20 protein-coding genes are annotated in these 18,302 nt (G+C 59.2%); 5 read left to right on the forward strand and 15 right to left on the reverse strand.

All coding sequences use genetic code 11. From position 1 onward, the window contains the following. Window positions 1-3: 3 nt before the first annotated feature. Window positions 4-1,008 carry a class 1 fructose-bisphosphatase gene (locus MQE22_RS12405; RefSeq protein WP_215872051.1) on the forward strand — a complete coding sequence of 335 codons (1,005 nt, stop codon included), beginning with the start codon at window positions 4-6 and terminating at the stop codon, window positions 1,006-1,008. Between the two features lie 66 nt (window positions 1,009-1,074). Here MQE22_RS12405 and MQE22_RS12410 read toward each other — a convergent pair whose 3' ends face one another. The 5 genes from MQE22_RS12410 to MQE22_RS12430 all read right to left on the reverse strand — a co-directional run bounded on the left by MQE22_RS12410 (window position 1,075) and on the right by MQE22_RS12430 (window position 5,634). Further along, window positions 1,075-1,821, reverse strand: a complete 747-nt coding sequence (locus MQE22_RS12410) for a complement resistance protein TraT (RefSeq protein WP_215872052.1) — start codon at window positions 1,819-1,821, stop codon at window positions 1,075-1,077. Between the two features lie 100 nt (window positions 1,822-1,921). After that, window positions 1,922-3,118: a zinc ribbon domain-containing protein gene (locus MQE22_RS12415; protein WP_226827689.1), complete on the reverse strand. Its 1,197-nt coding sequence runs from the start codon at window positions 3,116-3,118 to the stop codon at window positions 1,922-1,924. A 4-nt stretch (window positions 3,119-3,122) separates the two neighbouring features. Next, window positions 3,123-3,965: a zinc ribbon domain-containing protein gene (locus MQE22_RS12420; RefSeq protein ID WP_215872053.1), complete on the reverse strand. Its 843-nt coding sequence runs from the start codon at window positions 3,963-3,965 to the stop codon at window positions 3,123-3,125. A 48-nt stretch (window positions 3,966-4,013) separates the two neighbouring features. Continuing rightward, window positions 4,014-4,664 (reverse strand): hypothetical protein, encoded by a 651-nt coding sequence (locus MQE22_RS12425; protein WP_215872054.1) that lies wholly within the window; start codon window positions 4,662-4,664, stop codon window positions 4,014-4,016. A gap of 25 nt (window positions 4,665-4,689) precedes the next feature. Beyond that, window positions 4,690-5,634: a zinc ribbon domain-containing protein gene (locus MQE22_RS12430; RefSeq protein WP_255789762.1), complete on the reverse strand. Its 945-nt coding sequence runs from the start codon at window positions 5,632-5,634 to the stop codon at window positions 4,690-4,692. Between the two features lie 215 nt (window positions 5,635-5,849). Between MQE22_RS12430 and MQE22_RS12435 the strand changes: the two genes are divergently transcribed. Beyond that, entirely contained in the window at window positions 5,850-6,263 is a 414-nt protein-coding gene (locus MQE22_RS12435) for a ClpXP protease specificity-enhancing factor (RefSeq protein WP_255789763.1), read from the forward strand. Next, on the forward strand, window positions 6,260-6,913 hold the full coding sequence (locus tag MQE22_RS12440) for a lytic transglycosylase domain-containing protein (RefSeq protein WP_215872057.1): 654 nt from the start codon (window positions 6,260-6,262) through the stop codon (window positions 6,911-6,913). Before MQE22_RS12435 ends, MQE22_RS12440 begins: the two co-directional genes overlap by 4 nt. On the opposite strand, the gene MQE22_RS12445 is transcribed toward MQE22_RS12440, so the two are convergent. The 8 genes from MQE22_RS12445 to ettA all read right to left on the reverse strand — a co-directional run bounded on the left by MQE22_RS12445 (window position 6,895) and on the right by ettA (window position 13,375). Further along, window positions 6,895-7,155, reverse strand: a complete 261-nt coding sequence (locus tag MQE22_RS12445; protein ID WP_255789764.1) for a helix-turn-helix domain-containing protein — start codon at window positions 7,153-7,155, stop codon at window positions 6,895-6,897. The genes MQE22_RS12440 and MQE22_RS12445 overlap by 19 nt on opposite strands. Next, the gene (locus MQE22_RS12450) at window positions 7,152-7,796 is read right to left on the reverse strand and encodes a zinc-ribbon and DUF3426 domain-containing protein (RefSeq protein WP_215872058.1); all 645 of its coding nucleotides are present in this window, start codon (window positions 7,794-7,796) and stop codon (window positions 7,152-7,154) included. Before MQE22_RS12450 ends, MQE22_RS12445 begins: the two co-directional genes overlap by 4 nt. After that, window positions 7,771-8,673, reverse strand: coding sequence for a 50S ribosomal protein L11 methyltransferase (gene prmA / locus MQE22_RS12455; protein WP_215872059.1), 903 nt, complete (start codon window positions 8,671-8,673; stop codon window positions 7,771-7,773). Before prmA ends, MQE22_RS12450 begins: the two co-directional genes overlap by 26 nt. Further along, window positions 8,670-10,016: an acetyl-CoA carboxylase biotin carboxylase subunit gene (gene accC, locus MQE22_RS12460; protein WP_215872060.1), complete on the reverse strand. Its 1,347-nt coding sequence runs from the start codon at window positions 10,014-10,016 to the stop codon at window positions 8,670-8,672. The genes prmA and accC overlap by 4 nt, the downstream gene beginning before the upstream one ends. Window position 10,017: 1 nt before the next feature. After that, the gene (accB, locus tag MQE22_RS12465) at window positions 10,018-10,491 is read right to left on the reverse strand and encodes an acetyl-CoA carboxylase biotin carboxyl carrier protein (RefSeq protein WP_215872061.1); all 474 of its coding nucleotides are present in this window, start codon (window positions 10,489-10,491) and stop codon (window positions 10,018-10,020) included. Between the two features lie 21 nt (window positions 10,492-10,512). After that, entirely contained in the window at window positions 10,513-10,953 is a 441-nt protein-coding gene (aroQ, locus tag MQE22_RS12470; protein WP_215872062.1) for a type II 3-dehydroquinate dehydratase, read from the reverse strand. 90 nt (window positions 10,954-11,043) lie between these two features. Beyond that, entirely contained in the window at window positions 11,044-11,667 is a 624-nt protein-coding gene (locus MQE22_RS12475; protein WP_483190463.1) for a nitroreductase family protein, read from the reverse strand. Window positions 11,668-11,707: 40 nt separating this feature from the next. Continuing rightward, window positions 11,708-13,375, reverse strand: a complete 1,668-nt coding sequence (gene ettA / locus MQE22_RS12480; RefSeq protein ID WP_215872064.1) for an energy-dependent translational throttle protein EttA — start codon at window positions 13,373-13,375, stop codon at window positions 11,708-11,710. Between the two features lie 236 nt (window positions 13,376-13,611). Here ettA and panD point away from each other — a divergent pair, with 236 nt between their 5' ends. Further along, window positions 13,612-13,977 carry an aspartate 1-decarboxylase gene (gene panD, locus MQE22_RS12485; protein ID WP_215872065.1) on the forward strand — a complete coding sequence of 122 codons (366 nt, stop codon included), beginning with the start codon at window positions 13,612-13,614 and terminating at the stop codon, window positions 13,975-13,977. A 6-nt stretch (window positions 13,978-13,983) separates the two neighbouring features. Beyond that, window positions 13,984-15,213, forward strand: coding sequence for an MFS transporter (locus MQE22_RS12490; RefSeq protein ID WP_226827692.1), 1,230 nt, complete (start codon window positions 13,984-13,986; stop codon window positions 15,211-15,213). A gap of 2 nt (window positions 15,214-15,215) precedes the next feature. Here the strand turns inward: MQE22_RS12490 and ccsB are convergent, their stop codons facing one another. Together ccsB and MQE22_RS12500 are read right to left on the reverse strand one after the other, a co-directional pair. Continuing rightward, on the reverse strand, window positions 15,216-16,394 hold the full coding sequence (gene ccsB / locus MQE22_RS12495) for a c-type cytochrome biogenesis protein CcsB (RefSeq protein WP_215872066.1): 1,179 nt from the start codon (window positions 16,392-16,394) through the stop codon (window positions 15,216-15,218). 26 nt (window positions 16,395-16,420) lie between these two features. Beyond that, window positions 16,421-18,244 (reverse strand): cytochrome c biogenesis protein ResB, encoded by a 1,824-nt coding sequence (locus MQE22_RS12500; RefSeq protein ID WP_215872067.1) that lies wholly within the window; start codon window positions 18,242-18,244, stop codon window positions 16,421-16,423. Window positions 18,245-18,302 lie beyond the last annotated feature (58 nt).

Genomic DNA, 18,302 nt, shown 5'->3' on the forward strand with positions numbered 1-18,302 from the left:
AACATGCAGATCGGTACCACCCTCAGCCAATTCATCATCGAAGAAACCCGTTTGTATCCGGAGGCCTCCGGAGATTTTGCGGCATTGCTCAACGATCTGATGGTCGCCTGTAAATTCATCGGCTCCCAGGTCTACCGTGGTGCGCTGGTCGGCGCCCTCGGCAGTGCCGATACCGGTAATGTGCAGGGCGAAGTGCAAAAGAAGCTGGACGTCATTGCCAATAACGCCATTCTCAAGTCCATGGATTGGACCGGACATCTAGCGGGCATGGTCTCCGAGGAAGAGGATGGCCCCTACGAGATCCCGGCAGGGATACCACGTGGCAAGTACCTTCTGCTCTTCGATCCCCTCGATGGCTCCAGCAACATCGATGTCGGTATCAGCGTTGGCACCATTTTCAGCATCCTCAAGGCCCCGACCGCCGGCGAAAACGCCAAGTTGGAGGACTTTTTGCAGCCCGGTGCGCAGCAGGTCTGCGCCGGTTATGCCCTCTACGGCTCCAGCAATATGCTGGTGTACAGCACGGGTTTCGGGGTCAATGGCTTCACCCTCTTGCCCGAGGTGGGCGAGTACGTGCTCACCCATCCGCAGATGCGGATTCCGGAAGATACCAGCGAATATGCCATCAACATGAGCAACCATCGGCACTGGGAGGCACCCGTCCGGCGCTATATCGATGAGCTGAATGCCGGCAAGGAAGGTCCCCGCGAACGGGATTTCAATATGCGCTGGGTAGGCTCCATGGTAGCCGACGTGCACCGTATCCTGTGCCGCGGTGGCATCTTCCTCTACCCCTTCGACACCAAGGATCCCAAAAAGCCGGGCAAACTACGCCTGCTCTATGAGGCCAATCCCATGGGCTTTCTGATCGAGCAGGCGGGCGGCGCGGCAAGCACCGGCAGGGAGCGCATCCTCGACATCCAGCCCGAGGGCCTGCATCAGCGCGTGCCAGTGATTCTCGGTGCCAAAAATGAGGTCGAGCGGGTGACGCAGTATCACCAGTCCTGAAACAAATAGAGCAGCTGACGAAAAAGGCCGCCCGACGGGCGGCCTTTTCTGTTGCATCCAGCGTCCTTATAGAATGCCGGAGATACTGTGCACGAGTTGTCCCTGCAACGGCGGCACGGCGTCCTTGAAATCCAGATTGACCCGATTGGCTGTAGAGACGATACGGGTACGGTAATAAATCCAGTGGCCCTCCCCGGAAACCTGCTGGGTGGTGGTGGTGCTGGTTCCCTGCTGCAGGTTGGCATTGGTTTGCTGCTGCACTGCTTCCTTGCTGCGCTCGGCCACCTGCACGTCGGTGATCATGGCGTAGGTCACATCTTTCACCAAAGAGTCGGCAACCAAGCCGATGGCACCACCAACCAGTCCTCCAGCGCCCGCTCCCGTCCAACTCTGACCAATTACACCGCCAGCCAGAGCACCAAAAGCGGCGCCACCATACCCGTTGGTCAGTGATTTCTGGGCCGCCGCTTCCGACATCTTGCCCACCGACAGCACATTGATCTGCAGCATGTAATGCGCTTGATTATAGGGTACGATACGATAACCCTGATTAGTCAGGTTGGCGTCGATCTCCTGTTCCAACGCTGCCACATTCAGAGTTTTGTCCGAGGTGTTCTTGAACTGCACATAGACCGTCTGCTCTGAAGGTGGCACCGGATTCAGAAAGATGGTATTGGACATCTTGGTCTGCACATCGAGATTCTTGTGCTCCAAGGCTACTTGGGTAGCAGCGCAGCCCGAAAGCGCAACGACAGTTCCCGCGAGCAGGCTATAGCCGAGTACACGGAATGACGACTTCTGCAAAACAGACATGTTTCCTCCAGGTTAAGAGGACCTTGCGGTCGATGCGGTGGTATGAATACAACTGTAACATTCAGGTATTTTAGAAGATAATTATAAGTGTGCAAGGCTCTCAGGAAACCGGCCTGCCACATTCTCCACAGAATTGATCTCCCTCCTGCAACTTCGCCCCACAGCCCTTGCAGAAAGAGGCACCAGGCTGAGCCGCAGCCGTATCAACGGCATGTGTCGGCGACTCTGTCTCCTCCCCAGACGGCTTGGGCTTGCGTACGCTCGCCGCCGCTTGTTGAGTTTTTTCGCGCATTTCCGATACCTTGCTTACTACACCGCCGATAATTCTGTCACCTGCCGAGCGATCTACCTCCTGCACGCTTCGCTGGTACACGTAGGCAAGGCCCAGCATCATCACATTGTTGGGGATCGCAGCTACCAATATTCCAAAGGTGGCCGCCGTTAGCAGGCCACTCAACACATAAACATGGTCATTGAAGGATGGCTGCAACACGTATGCCCCCCCGCCGGATGACCACCCACTCATTGCATCGAGCGAACTCCCAGGGAACCAAGGAAACACGCCCAGCAGGTCAGACAGCAATACCGAAGAGGTATTCAAGATACCTCCAGCAAAGGTGGCGGTTAGCGACAGCGCGTAGCCGCCGATTGCCAGCAGCAGCGCCCCGAGCAGCACCCCGAGGATTCCCAGCAACAGCAGCAAAAAAAGGGTTGCCCCCGGCCGTCCGCGGGCAACCGCCAGGAGATGACTCAGCGCACCGGACACGGTTTCGCCAAACCATAATGCCGGCCCCGTCAAACCGAACATCACCATGACGCCCACCACCAGCCCCACGTTCACGAGAAAAAGCGCTGGCAAAATACCGAGGGACAAGAGTCCACCCAGCGCTGGAATTCGGCAAATTTCCAGCAAAATAATTTCGATGATCAACACTGCCAAGATCAACAGGAACTCGATGATCACCAAACCAATAAATCTCGGCAGGGTAAAAATCCCGAAGAGCAGACTCTCCAGGATCGCCGGAGGGGAGCGCTCTTCGACTACAGCCACCATGCTGTGTCCGGCACCCAGATAACCGGCCCCGGACAACACCAGCCAGACCAGGCCGCCCAAGAGTGTCAGTGGGACAGATTTCGCCGCCGATAACAGCACCAGACAGGCGAGACCAACGAAATTGGCCAGAGCGAAAATCGCCAGTGGCCGCCAATAGGTCAAGCCAGCTAACGCCTTTGTCAGGATAGACAGGTCCAAACCACCAGCAATTTGCTTTTGTTGCATTTCCTGTGAGTTAGACATGGCCCTATTTCCCGTCCTTCAAGTGATAGCCGCAGACACCACAAAATAAATCGTCAGACGCGATCGGCGCGTGACACTGGGGACATTCATCGCGCTTGGCCGTCACACTCGCGGCAGCGCTTGCCTGCGGTGAAACTGCGGCTCCCGTGCGGGCCGTGGCCGGCGCCGCAAGCTGTCCCATGGCAAGCAGTCGAGTGTTCTTTTCCACCTGCACGAGAATCGGAACGATGACTGCTACAATAAAAATCACCAATGCCGAAATCGCCATGCCAATTTTCGCAAGATCAGCCACTTTGTTTTGGGTTTTCTTCTCTTCAGCTGCCGAAATGGCACGATCATATTCATGAAAGTAAGATACGGTCAGCTGGTCTGCTGTCGATAGCTGAGAGTTGCCAAACAATCCCTGTGCTGGCGCAGTAGTGGCCCGATATACGCCTTTTTCTTTAGCGTAGGCGATGCCACTTTCCAGATAAGCCCGCCAGCCCGGCACAAAACTGTCACGATATTCTCTCGGCAGTTGATCGATGGTTGTAATCACCTGCTGATCCTTCACTGCGGTAATATTGTACTTGGCGATCACGGAAATGATGCTGGATCCGTATCTATTCGTTGTCCGCAGCTCGAGCTTCTGTTGCGCAATGCTTGCCTGCTCACTAGGCAGATTACCGACGAACGCGGCCTTGGCGACTGCGTCAAAACTGGGAACATGAAAGGACGAAGACGGGAAGGCCGAACTCGCCCCAAGGAAAACTGCAAAAACCAGAGCAATGACTGCAATAATCAGAGACAGCCATTTAGCCAAGCCATAAATCGCGGCAGACACTGAGGTCCGGGCAGCAATATTCATTTCAGTTACTCTCCAAAGCGAGTGATCTCGACCGCTAACCGCCAATCCTCAATTGCCGCTACTATCAATTTGCGGTTGATTGGCCGCTGGAGGAACCATGTCTGGAGTCCGCATACTCTCCAGGCTGCCATCTACGGCCTGGTTCTCATATTGCAGACCACTCTGGTTGCCCGTAGTGGCATGCATGAGGTAGTTGTCCACCGCTTTTCGCTCGCTATTCATCTGCATGCGCAAGTCCTGGTTATGCAAGCACCTTTCGGCACTGATGCTGCATTCCTGCGCATACTGTCCGCTCAGGTGGAAGAAGTTGACCGCTGCCTGCTTGGCCAGACCAAAACTCTGCATTTGTGCCACGGTCAGTCCCGAAACCGTCAGCCCGGCAAACTCTCCTGCATAATTGGCCGCCTGATTCTGCATCTGGTCCCAACAATGGCTCTGCGTCCCGTAACCCGATCCAGCGGCCAGAGAACACTGCTCCAAAGAATTTTTCATATCACTTTTGGCCGCTTCCCACTGGGTAACGAACTGTCGTGACACGTTGACCCCTGCCTGCTTGATATTGGCTTGGGCCTGGGCCTGATTCATCGAGATTGGCATGGCTGGCGCCTGGGTACCGTATTTGGCAGCACAGCCAGACAGCAGCGTCGCGCCAAGGGAGAGGGCAAAGGCACCATACCAAGTTTTCTGCAACAGACTCATTGTCAAATCCTCCATAATTCCCACATCAGTCGTTACCCCCAAACGGGGAGAGCAATTTTTGCATCTGTTCGGGAGACATACCTTGCCGCTTCGGCTCCACCGGGGGCTGCGGAGCATAGCTCGGAGCCATCGCGGGGTGATGCTCCGCAGGCCGAACCGGCGCCGCAGAGGCTGTTTTGGGCTTTAGCACCGGCGTCGTCGACTGCGGCACGGCCTCCGCCGGCACGGGCTGGCGTTTCGTCGTCACGACAGAGGCAGCTTCATGACTGGACTTTGGCGCAACGGCAACCGGGACGGACACCGTTGGAGACGTCACCCCCGAAGAAATGGAAGGTGATTTCGTCGTAGCCGCAGGAAGTTCAGCACTTCGCGCACTGGCCGTCGGTGCAACGGACGCCGTACTGCTGGTCGTCATGCCAGGGAGACTTGTTTTCGGACTGGATTTACCGGCAAACAGGAAAAAATACGCACCAGCAGCAATGGCTGCCAGAACGACTAGCGCCAACACAATCCACAGAGACTTCTGGGACTTCCGCTCGCTACCGGTCGCAACTTCCTCGTCTGGCTCGATCTTTGCCGTCCCGGGAACGATGGATTTACCACAAGACGTGCAAAATGCGCCGGCACCATAGGTCGCTCCGCAAATTTTGCAAAACTCCGATGGACTCTGTGCTGCCGCTGCTGCCAGAGGCATCCCCGACGCCGGCAAGGATGTCGCGGGTGCGACGGGTGCGACGGGTGCGACGGGTGCGACGGGTGCGACGGGTGCGACGGGTGCGACGGGTTCAGCATCATTGCTTTTCCCGCAGCGGGTGCAAAATGTCTTACCCTGCAAATCTGCCCCACAATAGCGACAAAATTTTCGTCTGGGCGTCTCTACCGCCGGCTCTGCAGTCAACAGCGGGTGACCACATTGGATACAGAACTTCTTCCCTTCAGCGTTTTCCGCACCACATTCGGGGCAGCGCATGGAATCTCCCAGATTTTGCGGCAATTAAAATTATTGATTGGAGTCTATCCTGAGTTTACATTTTCTGGCAAGACACCTTGTGTGCCTCCAATATCCTTGTAATGAAGCCATCGCTGAACTGGACAGGCGGTTACGCCGTGACCATCTACCGGCTGCAAGTTGGTAGCAAGCTTGTCATACTTGGCATCTGTTCTAATTTATCCAGGGAGCCAATCGTGAACCGAGGGATGCAGTTGCTACCAGAATCCGCCAAGCCCTTTTTACTGAACGCCATTCATACCTGGTGTGTGGAGCAGGGCTTCTCCCCTTTCATCGTCGTGAAGATCGATTATCCCGGCGTCGAAGTGCCCGCAGGTTACGATCGTGACGGTCGCATCGTTCTCGATATCTCCCCTGCGGCGGTAGTGGGCCTGCAGATGGCCGATTCCTGGATTCAGTTTCAGGCGCGCTTTGGTGGCGTTGCCCGTCGCATTGCTGTGCCGATGGCCGCAGTGGTAGCCATTTACGCCGCAGAAACCCAGGAGGGGATGGGTTTTCCCGAGCCAGTCACGCCCCCTTCCGCGCCAGAACCGGCACAGAAAAGCGACAAGCCGGTGGCACAACGACCGGGTTTGCGAGTCATCAAATGACCCGACGGCGGATACTGGCGGTCGTCTGGCTTGCACTGCTGAGCACTTCGGCGCAAGCGGATATTTATGCCTATACCGGAAGCGATGGTGTCATCCATCTCACCAACCTGCCCCAACACAAAGAACCATATCGCTTAGTCATGCGTACGCCGAAGATGGCGACGCATATCGCCCGGCAAAACGTCAATTCCATCGCTCGCAGCGAAGTGCAACCCCTCGTCAAGGCGGCAGCGAAACAATATGGACTGAGCGCCGCGCTGCTCAATGCGGTGATTCGCGTCGAGTCCGGATTCAACCCCGGCGCGGTCTCCAGCAAGGGGGCGATGGGTTTGATGCAGTTGATGCCGTCCACGGCGAGTCGTTTTGGGGTGCAAAACCCCTTTGATGCCGCGGAAAATATCCGCGGCGGCGCCGCCTATCTGGCCGATCTGATGCGCAAATTTGGCGGCGATCTACGTCTGGTTCTCGCAGCGTACAACGCCGGCAGTCAGGCGGTGATCCAGGCGGGCTACCACATCCCACCCTTCCAGGAGACACAAAACTACGTGCCCAAGGTGATGGATTATTACCAACAGTTTGCCGACGGTACGCCGCCTCAGGAGACTGGCACGCGCTGGATAAAACCGGTGATTCAGATCTCCAGCCCGTAGTACTGAATCTTTTTGCTCAAGGTATTGCGGTTGATTCCCAGGCACTGCGCGGCGATGCCGCGCTGCCCGGCATGCTGTTGCAACACTTTCTCCAGAAGGGCGCGCTCGACCTCTTCCATGACTTTTTGGTGCAGGTTTTGCGGCGCTTCCGATCCCAAATCGGCAAAATAGCGCCCAACCTGGTGCAAAACGCAGTCGTGTAGGCTCGGCATCTCCTTGCCAGGGGCCGGAACATCCGTCACGGCAGACTCAGGATCGTGACCTGATAGCCAGGCGCCGCTTCGAGTTGGGGTCCCTGCAAGGTGAAGGGCACCTTCTGCCCGGGGGAGAATCCATCACGTGGCAGTACATTTCCTGGAAGGTACGTACTGGGGGCGAAGGTCAGGGTACGAATCGTCGAGCCGTAGGCATTACTGAGCACCACCTGAAGTTGCGGATACGCTTGTACCATCCTCGAGGTATTTTCCAGCTGACCACGAATCAACGCGAGCTGATTGGGCAACGGCGTCACAGTACTCTGGACGATGTGGATCTCCCGGTTGGGACCGGGCCACGGCATCTCTACTCCCAGGGCATTCGCGGACTGTAAAACCACTGTGCGGATGGCGGGAGAACTCGCCAGATAGGCATAACTACGGGTCCACCAGAGAATCTGCACGACCAATACCAAAAGCAGAAAGACAATGATCGCCAGCAAAAACCAGCTACCGATGCCGCGGCGACGGGCAGATTCGGCTTCCATAGCCTTGGCTACCGCAGGTGCGGCGATCGGCACGCGAAATACCTCACCACAGACACTGCACTGCAGCAATCCCTGATGCTGTCGTAGAGAAAGGGGCTCTACCGCAAAAGTCGATTCACAACGCGGGCACTGGACTTCCATCTTGCCCTCCTGGCAAACGTGTTCCAATCAGCAGCGACCAATCCTCGCGCCGCTTGCCCAGAGCAAAGGCAAAATACGGGGCGTAGGCTGCCCGCACCGAGTCCTCCTGTGCATGGAGCAGCCCGGAAAGCGCAATTCGCCCCCCAGGCAACACTCGCTGCGCTAGAAGGGGGGCGAGCTCGATGAGCGGCGCGGCAAGGATATTGGCGACGACAAGCGCATATTGCCGCGCTTTCTCCTCCTTCGGCAAGCACAGCGACAGCCGCTCGGCCACACCATTTTCCATGGCATTTTCCCGCGCTACCTCCAGGGCAACCGGATCGGTATCTACCCCCAGCGCAGATTCCGCACCCAACAACAGAGCGCCAATGGCCAGAATTCCCGACCCACAGCCATAGTCGAGTACCGTCTCGCCCCCCACAATGGTCTCGCTCAGAAACTCTAGACACAGTGCCGTCGTCGCGTGCGAGCCGGTGCCAAAGGCACGTCCGGGGTCCAGGCGCAACAGCAGGGCATCGGCGGGAACCTCTGCCCAATGGGGCGCCACCCAGAGTCGTCCAAATGCTTGAGCAGGAAATGCTGCCTGGGTTTGCGCCACCCAGTCCTGTTCGGCTAGCGCCTCGACGCGTGGCTGATAGCGCTGCCAGTCTGGCTGCGCCAGCAGTCCAGCGATGGCCTCGCGCCCCTCCTGGGTACCGGCAAAGAGTGCCTCGCCCTGATTGACCGGCCAGGTTTCGCCATCGACGAAGACGGGGGCCGCCGCATCATCCTCCAGCCAGCTCACCGCCTCGGCACCCGCCGCCAGCAGCTGCTCCTCGACTTCCGCTAAATCCTGCCCCGGCACGCGCAGATGGAGCTGCCACCATGCGGGACTCATAGGTCGAGCAATGCCTCCAGGTAGTGGATATGCACCCCGCCGGCAGCAAACTGGGCATCGTCAACAATCCGCCGATGCAAGGCGATATTGCTGTGGATACCTTCGATGTTGATCTCGCGCAGGGCACTGCGCATTCTCGCCAAGGCCTCGTCCCGGTCGCTACCAAAGGCGATCAGCTTGCCGATCATCGAATCGTAGTACGGCGGCACCCGGTAACCGGCATAGATATGGCTGTCGACCCGAATCCCAGGTCCTCCGGGAGGATGCCAAGCGGTGATCTGCCCCGGAGAGGGAACAAAGCGCTCGGGGTCTTCGGCATTGAGGCGGCACTCGATGGCATGCCCACGGAGTTGCACGTCGTCCTGGCTGAGCCAGAGCCTTTCTCCGGCGGCGACACGAATCTGCGCCTTGACGATGTCGATGCCGGTAATGAGTTCCGTTACCGGATGTTCGACCTGTATGCGGGTGTTCATCTCGATGAAGAAGAAGGTCTGGGCGACCGCATCATAGAGAAATTCTATGGTCCCTACGCCGCGATAGCCAATATCCTGACACGCCTGCGCGACTCTAGCGCCCATGGTTCGCCGTTGCTCGGCGCTGATTCCCGGTGCTGGGGCCTCTTCGATGACCTTTTGATGGCGGCGTTGCACCGAACAATCGCGCTCGCCCAGGTGAACACAGTTGCCATGGCCGTCACAAAGCACCTGAAACTCGATGTGACGCGGCGTTTCGAGGAATTTCTCCATGTACAGGGCGGGGTTGCCAAAGGCCCGCGCTGCCTCGGCAGTGGTCAGACTGACGGCATTGAGCAAGTGCGCCTCGGTATGCACCACGCGCATACCCCGCCCACCGCCACCACCGGCCGCCTTGAGAATCACCGGATAGCCAATCTCTCGGGCCAGTCGATGAATCTCAGCGGGATCCTCGGGCAGAGGACCATCGGAACCCGGCACACAGGGAACACCCGCCTTACGCATGGCAACCTTGGCGGCAATCTTGTCCCCCATCATGCGAATGCTTTCGGGACGCGGGCCAATAAAGGCAAAGCCGCTGCGTTCGACGCGCTCGGCAAAATCGGCGTTCTCGGAGAGGAAACCAAAGCCGGGATGGATCGCCTCGGCATCGGTCACCTCCGCCGCGGCAATCACCGCCGGAATATTGAGGTAACTTTTGTCCGAAGCCGCCGGGCCGATACAGACCGACTCATCGGCCAGCTTGACGTGCATCAGGTCACGATCGGGCTCCGAATGCACCGCCACCGTGCGAATTCCCATCTCGCGGCAGGCACGTTGCACCCGCAGGGCAATTTCACCACGGTTGGCAATCAGGATCTTGCCGAACATTTCAGGACTCGGGCGCAATGATGAAGAGGGGTTCGCCGTATTCCACCGGCTGCCCATTGGCGACGAGGATCTTGAGGATCTTGCCACTCACATCCGCCTCGATCTCGTTCAAGAGCTTCATCGCCTCGATGATGCAGAGGGTCTGACCGGCCTTCACGACACTTCCCTCGTCCACAAAAGGCTTCGCCTCTGGTGACGGGGCACGGTAAAAGGTTCCGACCATGGGCGATTTGATCATGTAACCTTCCGGCTGCGGCGGCTCCGCCTTCACCGCACTGGGCGGGGTCTCTGCCACCGGCATGGTTGCGGGGCCAGCGCTGGGCGCGGCAGGGGGCACAGCGTAGGACACGGCGGCGACGGGGACCTCCCGATGCCGGGAGAGGCGTACCTTGCTCTCTCCCTCGACCACCTCGATTTCATCGATGGAGCTCTTTTCGAGAAGGTCGGCCAGGCGGCGAATGAATTGTATGTCCATATGCTTTCCTTTTGATGTCGTTCAGGCGGACAGACGACGGCGAATCGCCTCGAGGGCCAGGGTATAGCCATCCGGCCCGAGGCCGACGATGCTTCCCTGGGCTAGATCGGAGAAATAGGAATGGCGGCGGAAGGGCTCTCGCGCGTGAATATTGGAGAGGTGTACTTCGATGAAGGGGATGGCGACGGCACTCAGGGCGTCGCGTAAGGCGACACTGGTATGGGTAAAGGCTGCGGGGTTGATGATGAGGTAATCGACCCCCTGTTCCGCCGCGGCTTGCACCGCATCGACCAGTTCATGCTCGGCGTTGCTTTGTAGACAGCGTAGTTTCCAGCCCCAGGTTTGGGCCTGCGCCTGCAGGGCAGCATCGATCTGCGCCAGCGTGCTTTGACCGTAGTGCTGCGGCTCGCGTCGGCCGAGGAGATTGAGGTTGGGTCCGTGTAGGGTCAGTATGTGGGGCACTCGGGCAACCTTGCGTCTGGGGTCGTTCGATACATGGCCCAGAGTCTGCCGCAAAGTGTCCCACAAATCCAGATAATGGAACGTTTTCCCTCAGAAATGATCTTTGATCAACCAATCGCTGCTCGGCAGGCGATTGCGCTCCCAAGCATTGTCCATGCCCTTGCCAACGGCCACCATATACCCAATCACATAGTTCTTGGGCAGATGGATGAGACGCGCCACGGCATCGAAGTCAAAGCCATCCATCGGGCAGCTGTCGTAGCCCAGATCCTGCGCCAGCAACATCACGGTCATACCAAAGATCCCCAGGCTGCGCATGGCCTCATCGCGCGCCACTTGTGGCTTTCCCCGGTAATATTCGTCGAGCTTGGGCAGCAAAAAGTCCTGCACCGGTTGCGGCGAGGTCGCCCAGTAGCGCTGCGGCTCTTCCTGCCACGCATCCAGATCGGCACAGAGAACGAGAAGCAGCGAAGCGTCGGTGACCTGCGCCTGTCCCCAGGCCACTTCCCGTATAGCCTGGCGCAACTGCGAATCCTGCACATCGACCACCCGCCAATGCTGGATGTTATAGGCACTGGGCGCGAGGGCGGCATTTTCGAGCAGCACACGGCGCGTCTCCGCGGACATTTGATGCTGCGGATCAAAACTCTTGGCAGCGCGGCGCTTTTGAACGGCGGTAGTGACATCTATACGATTTTCTCCCCTATAGGCAATGTGGAAGAATCATACCAACCAGTCTGTATAATGGCAAAGGCTAGCGGCTGATCGGCTTGAAGCGAAGCCGGTGCGGGCGTGCAGCCTCTTCTCCGAGACGACGGCGCTTGTCTTCCTCGTATTCGCGGTAGTTGCCAGTAAAGAACTCCACATGGGCATCGCCCTCGAAGGCGATGATGTGGGTGGCGATGCGATCGAGAAACCAACGGTCGTGCGAGATCACCATCACCGTACCGGCGAATTCGAGTAGGGCATCCTCCAGGGCGCGCAGGGTTTCCACATCGAGGTCGTTGGAAGGCTCGTCCAGCAACAGCACATTCCCACCGGTCAACAGGGTCTTGGAGAGATGCAGTCGGCCACGCTCACCGCCAGAGAGCTGTCCCACCAGCTTTTGCTGATCCGCGCCCTTGAAATTGAAACGCCCGCAATAGGCGCGCGAGGGAATCTCGAACTTGCCGATCTGCAGGATATCCAGACCGCCGGAGATCTCCTCCCAGACGTTGTTTTTGGCGGCAAGGGCATCGCGCGACTGATCGACGTAGGCGAGCTGCACGGTGGGGCCGATCTTTACCGTGCCGCTATCGGGCTGCTCCTGGCCGGTGATGAGCTTGAAAAAGGTCGACTTGCCGGCGCCGTTGGGGCCGATAATGCCAACGATGGCACCTGGCGGGACCTTGAAGCTCAAGTTTTCGAACAGGAGACGATCACCAAAGCCCTTGGTCACATTCTCGAATTCGATCACCTCATTGCCCAGGCGTTCGGCCACCGGAATGAAGATTTCCTGGGTTTCGTTGCGCGCCTGATACTCGTAGGAGCTCAGTTCTTCGAAACGTGCCAGACGTGCCTTGCTCTTACTTTGCCGTCCGCGAGCACTCTGCCGTACCCATTCCAGCTCCTGTTTCATCGCCTTGATACGCGAGGCCTCGGTACGCGCCTCCTGCTCCAAGCGCTTCTCTTTCTGCTCCAGCCAGGTGGAGTAATTTCCCTTCCAAGGAATCCCTTGGCCACGATCGAGCTCCAGGATCCACTCGGCGGCGTTGTCGAGAAAATAGCGATCGTGGGTGACCGCCACCACGGTACCCGGAAAGCGCGCCAGATATTGCTCCAGCCACTCCACCGATTCGGCATCGAGGTGGTTGGTAGGTTCATCCAGAAGGAGCATGTCGGGGCGACTGATGAGCAGGCGACACAGCGCAATCCGTCGCTTCTCGCCACCCGAGAGACTACCCACCTTGGCGTCCCAGGGGGCAAGGCGCAGGGCATCGGCGGCAACCTCCATCTGTTGCTCGGCCTGATGTCCGTCACCTGCCGCCAGAATCGCCTCCAGGCGCGCCTGCTCGCTGGCCAGGTGGTCAAAATCGGCATCCGGCTCGGCGTAGGCGGCATAAATGGCGTCGAGCTCGGCACGCGCCGTGAGGATCTCGCCCAAACCTTCTTCTACGGCCTCGCGCACGGTCTTTTCCGGATCGACGTGCGGTTCCTGCGGCAGATAGCCAATCTTCAGATCGGGCATCGGTGTGGCTTCGCCCTCATACTGCTTGTCGACCCCCGCCATGATCTTGAGCAGAGTCGATTTTCCGGCCCCATTGAGGCCCAACACGCCAATTTTTGCGCCGGGGAAGAAGGACAGGGAGATGTCTTTGAGCAAAGCGCGTTTGGGCGGCACTACCTTGCTCAGACGATTCATGGTGAAGACGTATTGGGCCATCGGAAATCCTTGCTGCGATCTGGTCGGGCGCCAGTGTAGCAAAAACGCGGGCGCGATTCCCCGCCCTCGGGCAAGCAGTTACAATACCCACGGTTTGCTTAGTGGAGGGGCAAAGAGATGCTCAGCATGTGGGGTGAAATCGTGATCCTGGTGGGGACGCCCGTCCTGCTCTTGCTCGTCGCCCTGGGCGTCAATCGCCTCGCTCGCCGTCATTCCGACGAGCACAAGGAACACTGATGCTGATCACGATGCTGAAAAGCAAGCTGCACCGGGTGCGGGTCACGGCGGTAGAGCTCGATTATGAGGGTTCTTGCGCCATCGATGCCGAGCTGTTGGCGGCGGCGGGCATCCTTCCCTTCGAGCAGATTCAGATCTATGACGTGCACAACGGCGAGCGCTTCACCACCTACGCCATCAGTGCCGCGCCCGGCAGTGGCTGCATTTCGGTGAATGGTGCCGCTGCCCGACGCGTGGCCCTGGGCGACCTGCTCATTATCGCGAGCTATCTCCAAATCAGTCCCCAGGAGGCGCAAGGCTGGCGACCCAAAGTGGTCCACGTCGATACACAAAATCGGGAAATTCGTCCCACCCTCGCTGTCTGAAGCGTTTTGCTGCTCACCAACGTACCTGCAAGCGCGCGCCGACTGCTGGCGGCGCGCGCGGCGCGCAGTGTGGGGCAGGGTGCCCTGGTGGTCGATTTTGCGCTGTATCTGCACGCCCTGCACTGGACGGCGGTGGCGATCGGCGCTCTTTACTCCGCCAGTCTTCTGCTGGGCGGACTTGCGACTCTGCTGGTGGGGCCCGCCAGTGACCGCTATGGCGCACGACGTTTTTTGTTGGGCTACGAAGGCACCCAGGTCCTTGCCGCCGTTCTGGCGTTGCTCAGCAGTAATCCCGCCATCCTCAGCATTGCCGCCCTGCTCGGTGCCTTTGGACGTGGCGCCAATGGCGGCGCCGGCCCCTTTGCGCCCGCAGAACAGGCGTGGCTGTCGCGCAGCCTGGCGCAGGAAATCTGGGGCCGGGTTTTACCGATCAATACCGCCATTGGACTAGCGGGAATGGGTCTGGGGGCAGCGCTTGCCGCTCTGCCAGGCCAGTTTGCCCCCGCTTTTCCCGAACTCCTGGGGTACCGCAGTCTCTTTGCTCTGGTCCTCCTCGGCGCATTGGCCAGTCTGTGGCTACTGTACCGTGCCCGCGAACCCGGACCCCGGGCGGCATCCGCAGCGGTCGCGGAGGAGACGGCCTCGGCACCGACCAGCTTTCGCTGGCGTCCGCTGCTCAGCTTTGGCGCCATCAACAGCCTCAACGGCCTCGGCATCGGCTTGATCGGCCCGCTGATGGCCTACTGGATGCACCTGCGTTTTCATGCGGGCCCGGCGCTGATCGGCCCCGGTATGGCCATTGCCTTTCTGGTGGCGGCGGCCAGCTCACTGTTCAGCATTCGCCTGAACCGACGCTTTGGCATGGTAGGTACAGTGGTGCGCCTGCGCTTGGTCGGTTTGTTAATGTTACTGATGATCCCTCTGGCGCCGAACTTCTGGCTGGCGATGCTCGCCTACATCCTGCGCTCGGCCATGAATCAGGGCAGCATCGGTTCCCGGCAGGCCCTCTTTCTCGGCATTGTCGACCAGCGCCACCGGGGTCTCGCGGCCACCATCAATAGCCTGAGCATCCAGGCACCGCGCGCCATCGGCCCGGTCATCGCCGGGCTCTTCTTCGCCGCTGGCCTGCTCAGCTGGCCCTTCTACCTCGGCGCCGGGCTACAGGCGCTGTATCTGCTTTTCTTCCATCGCTTTTTCGGCAATGCCGAAGCGGCGAGGAAGAAACCCGATGCCTGAGCTCAGAGCTTGCCGTAGGAATGCAGGCCCGACAGGAACATGTTGACACCCAGGAAGCAGAAGCTGACTACCCAGAGGCTCAGGAAAGACCACCAGGCCATGCTGCGACCGCGCCAGCCCTTGACCACCCGGGCGTGCAGGAAGCCTGCGTAATTGAGCCAGACGATCAGGGCCCAGGTTTCCTTGGGGTCCCAGGACCAGAAGCCACCCCAGGCCCGCGCCGCCCAGACCGCACCAAGGATGGTAGCCACGGTAAAAAACAGGAAGCCCAGGGCAATGGCGCGGTACATGACCTCGTCCATCAGGTCGGCGTCGGGCAGGCGGGCGGCCAAGATCCCGCGGCGTCGGACAGATCCCTCACGCAGCAGATATGCCGCCCCAATCAGGCTGGCGATGGTGAAATTGGCGTAGCCGACAAACATCATCGGCACATGCAGCTTCATCCAGAAACTCTGCAAGGCGGGGATCAAGGGCTCGACGCGATCCATGTGTTGCGCCAGAGTCAACCACAACAAAAAGCCTACCGCCGCCGCCACTAAGGGCATGATGAAGGCGCCCAGGCTGCGATTTTGCGCCTTTTTCTCGTAATACAGGTAAAACAGCGGAGTCGTCGCGCAAAAAAGCACAAAGACTTCCCACAGATTACTGACGGGGATGTGTCCCCAGCTCGGGTGTCCGAGGTAGGTCTCGCGCCAACGCACGCCCAGACCAATGAAGCCGAAGATCACGCCCCCCCAGGTCAGGCGCGTCGCCCAGCGCCCCACCGCCTCACGCCCCGAGAAAAAATGCAGCAGGTAGGCCGCAGTAGCGAGGAGGAGGAGTACCGACATCCACATTGCAGCAGCGACACCCTGTAACACGTAGTGCAAGAGGAAATTGTTTTCTGCCGTCTGACCGTGGGCATAGAGCCAGACCGCGCCCAATGCCGGCAGGACACTGGCTACCGTCGCCCACTGCAGCGGGCGCCAGGCAACGCCAGCCAGCAAGAGACCCACATACCAGGACGCCAGTACCACATATTGCCAATAGTCGAACTGCGCGCCCCAGCGGGCGAGAATGAATGCCGCCACCGCCGTCAGGCCCAGGATCCAGGCGGCCTCCTGACGCAGGATCTCCGCCAGGGTCCGGTGCCGAAACTCCGCGGGCAGTTCTTCTGCCCAGGATTCCATGCTCTTTGCCATGTGTTCCGCTCCTCTCTCTAAATAAGTCAACAATTCAAAGTAGTATCTTCTTTTCTAGGCGACGTCCGCAAGGCACGCTCCCAGGCAGCGAACTCGCGGGCGAACTCCCGCTTGTTCCGATCAGCGCTGGCGCCCAGTTCCAGATGACTGCCGCCTTCCCGATCCTCTACCCGCGCCCAAATCCGCCGTTGCGGCAGGTAAAAGAGAATGAAAATTCCCAGTACCAGGGCCACACAACCCCAGTAGATGGGCACCGTACCGGGCCACTTGGTAACCTGCAGACCGGCCGCCCAGCGATGGTCGAAGGACTGCAGGCGGAGAATGAAGGGGGCGGGATAATCCCGCATCTGCGCCAAGGCATTCAGGCTCGCCTGCACGAAACGACCCTGCTCGGCAGTAGACATATTGGGTGCCACACGCGCGGCAAGCATCGCAAAAATCTGCTGAAAGACCGCCGGAGATGCCTGTGCACCGCCGCGCGCCGCCACCTGCAGGGCAGCCAGATAATTCAGAAACAGGGAGATGCCGCCGTTGGGCCCGACGGGCAGATAGACGTAGTGATAAGGATCACCGAGCGCCTGCCGATATCCCTGCACGAAATAGCCTTGTCCATTGCGGCTGATGGGGCTGAAGTAGGTTTTGAATTCCGCCGCGCCACCGTGCGGGTCATGCACCACGTAGGTGTAACTCGGGCCCAGGTTGATCATGGGGTTTTTCGGGTCGGGCTTGTCGCCTACCGCCGTGCGCGGCATGACATTGTAGAGGGAGAAGTTCTTCAATTGCACTGAATAACCGGAACCCCCCGCCTGCAGGGTCTGCCCGACCCGTCCCGTGAGCTGCCCCGGCTGCAACGCTGGCATTCCCAATACGTAACTTTGCAGGTGCAGGAGGGAGCCACCGTCACTGAAGCTCGACTGATAAATTTCCACGCCATCGTAGGACATCGGATGATTGACGCGAATAATGCCACTTTTCAGTACCTTGCCCGACGGACTGTAGAGCACGACATCGGAAACGAAATCGCTGGGCATACCGGTAGAGTAATAACTGACGTGAAACGAGCGCAGATGAATGCGGAACGGCAGGGGCTGCACGAGGTAACCATCGCCGGCCAGCTCGAAGACGGCATCCGCCGTCTGTCCCTCCGGCAGGGTGATGATGCCGCGGTACGCAGGATTGTGCAGCGGCATCCAGGCCGAACGGGGGATTTCGCTGAGGGGCAGATCGAAGTTCTTGGCGGGCTGGAGAGTACCCGTCCACTCTGCCCATTTCACCGGAATATCGGCATTGTAGAGGGCCGCCGCGCAGATGAGGATGATGGCCAGATGGGTAAGGAAATATCCCAGCCGGTGAAAGCGCCCCTTGCGCGCGGCTACATAGAACTCACTACCCTCACGCTCCAGGCGCGGGCGGAAACCGGCCTGGCGTAGCAATGCCGCAAGGCGGTTGGCCATGCCTTCGGCCGACAGCTCCGCATCGGTCGAGAAAAAATGTTCCTGTGCGCGGATTGCCGCGTGGCGCTGCCGGACGGGCAGGGCGCGCATGTCGCGCAGCATGCGCGGGCCATTACGCGTGACACAGGTAGCAGTAGAGAGGACCAGAAAGGCGACGATCCCGGTGTACCACAGGGTTCGGTAGACGTTGTAGAGCCCCAGCTCGCGATAAACCTGAAACCAGAAGCTACCGAACTGGAGCTGGTAGTTGTCGTAGGGCTGTTGCTGGCTCAGTACCGTACCGATGACGGAAGCGATGGCGAGCAGGACAAGCAGGCTCACCGCCAAGCGCATCGAGCCCAAAAATTGCAGCAGTAGACGCAATCGCGAAGACTGCGCAGAGTGAACACGACTCATGGTCTGCAAGACCACCTCCCCATTCTGTTGTCTGCCCGCAGTCTAGCGCTTCAGGAAA

It is taken from the genome of Acidithiobacillus sp. YTS05, assembly GCF_024396695.1.
Lineage (GTDB): Bacteria > Pseudomonadota > Gammaproteobacteria > Acidithiobacillales > Acidithiobacillaceae > Igneacidithiobacillus > Igneacidithiobacillus copahuensis.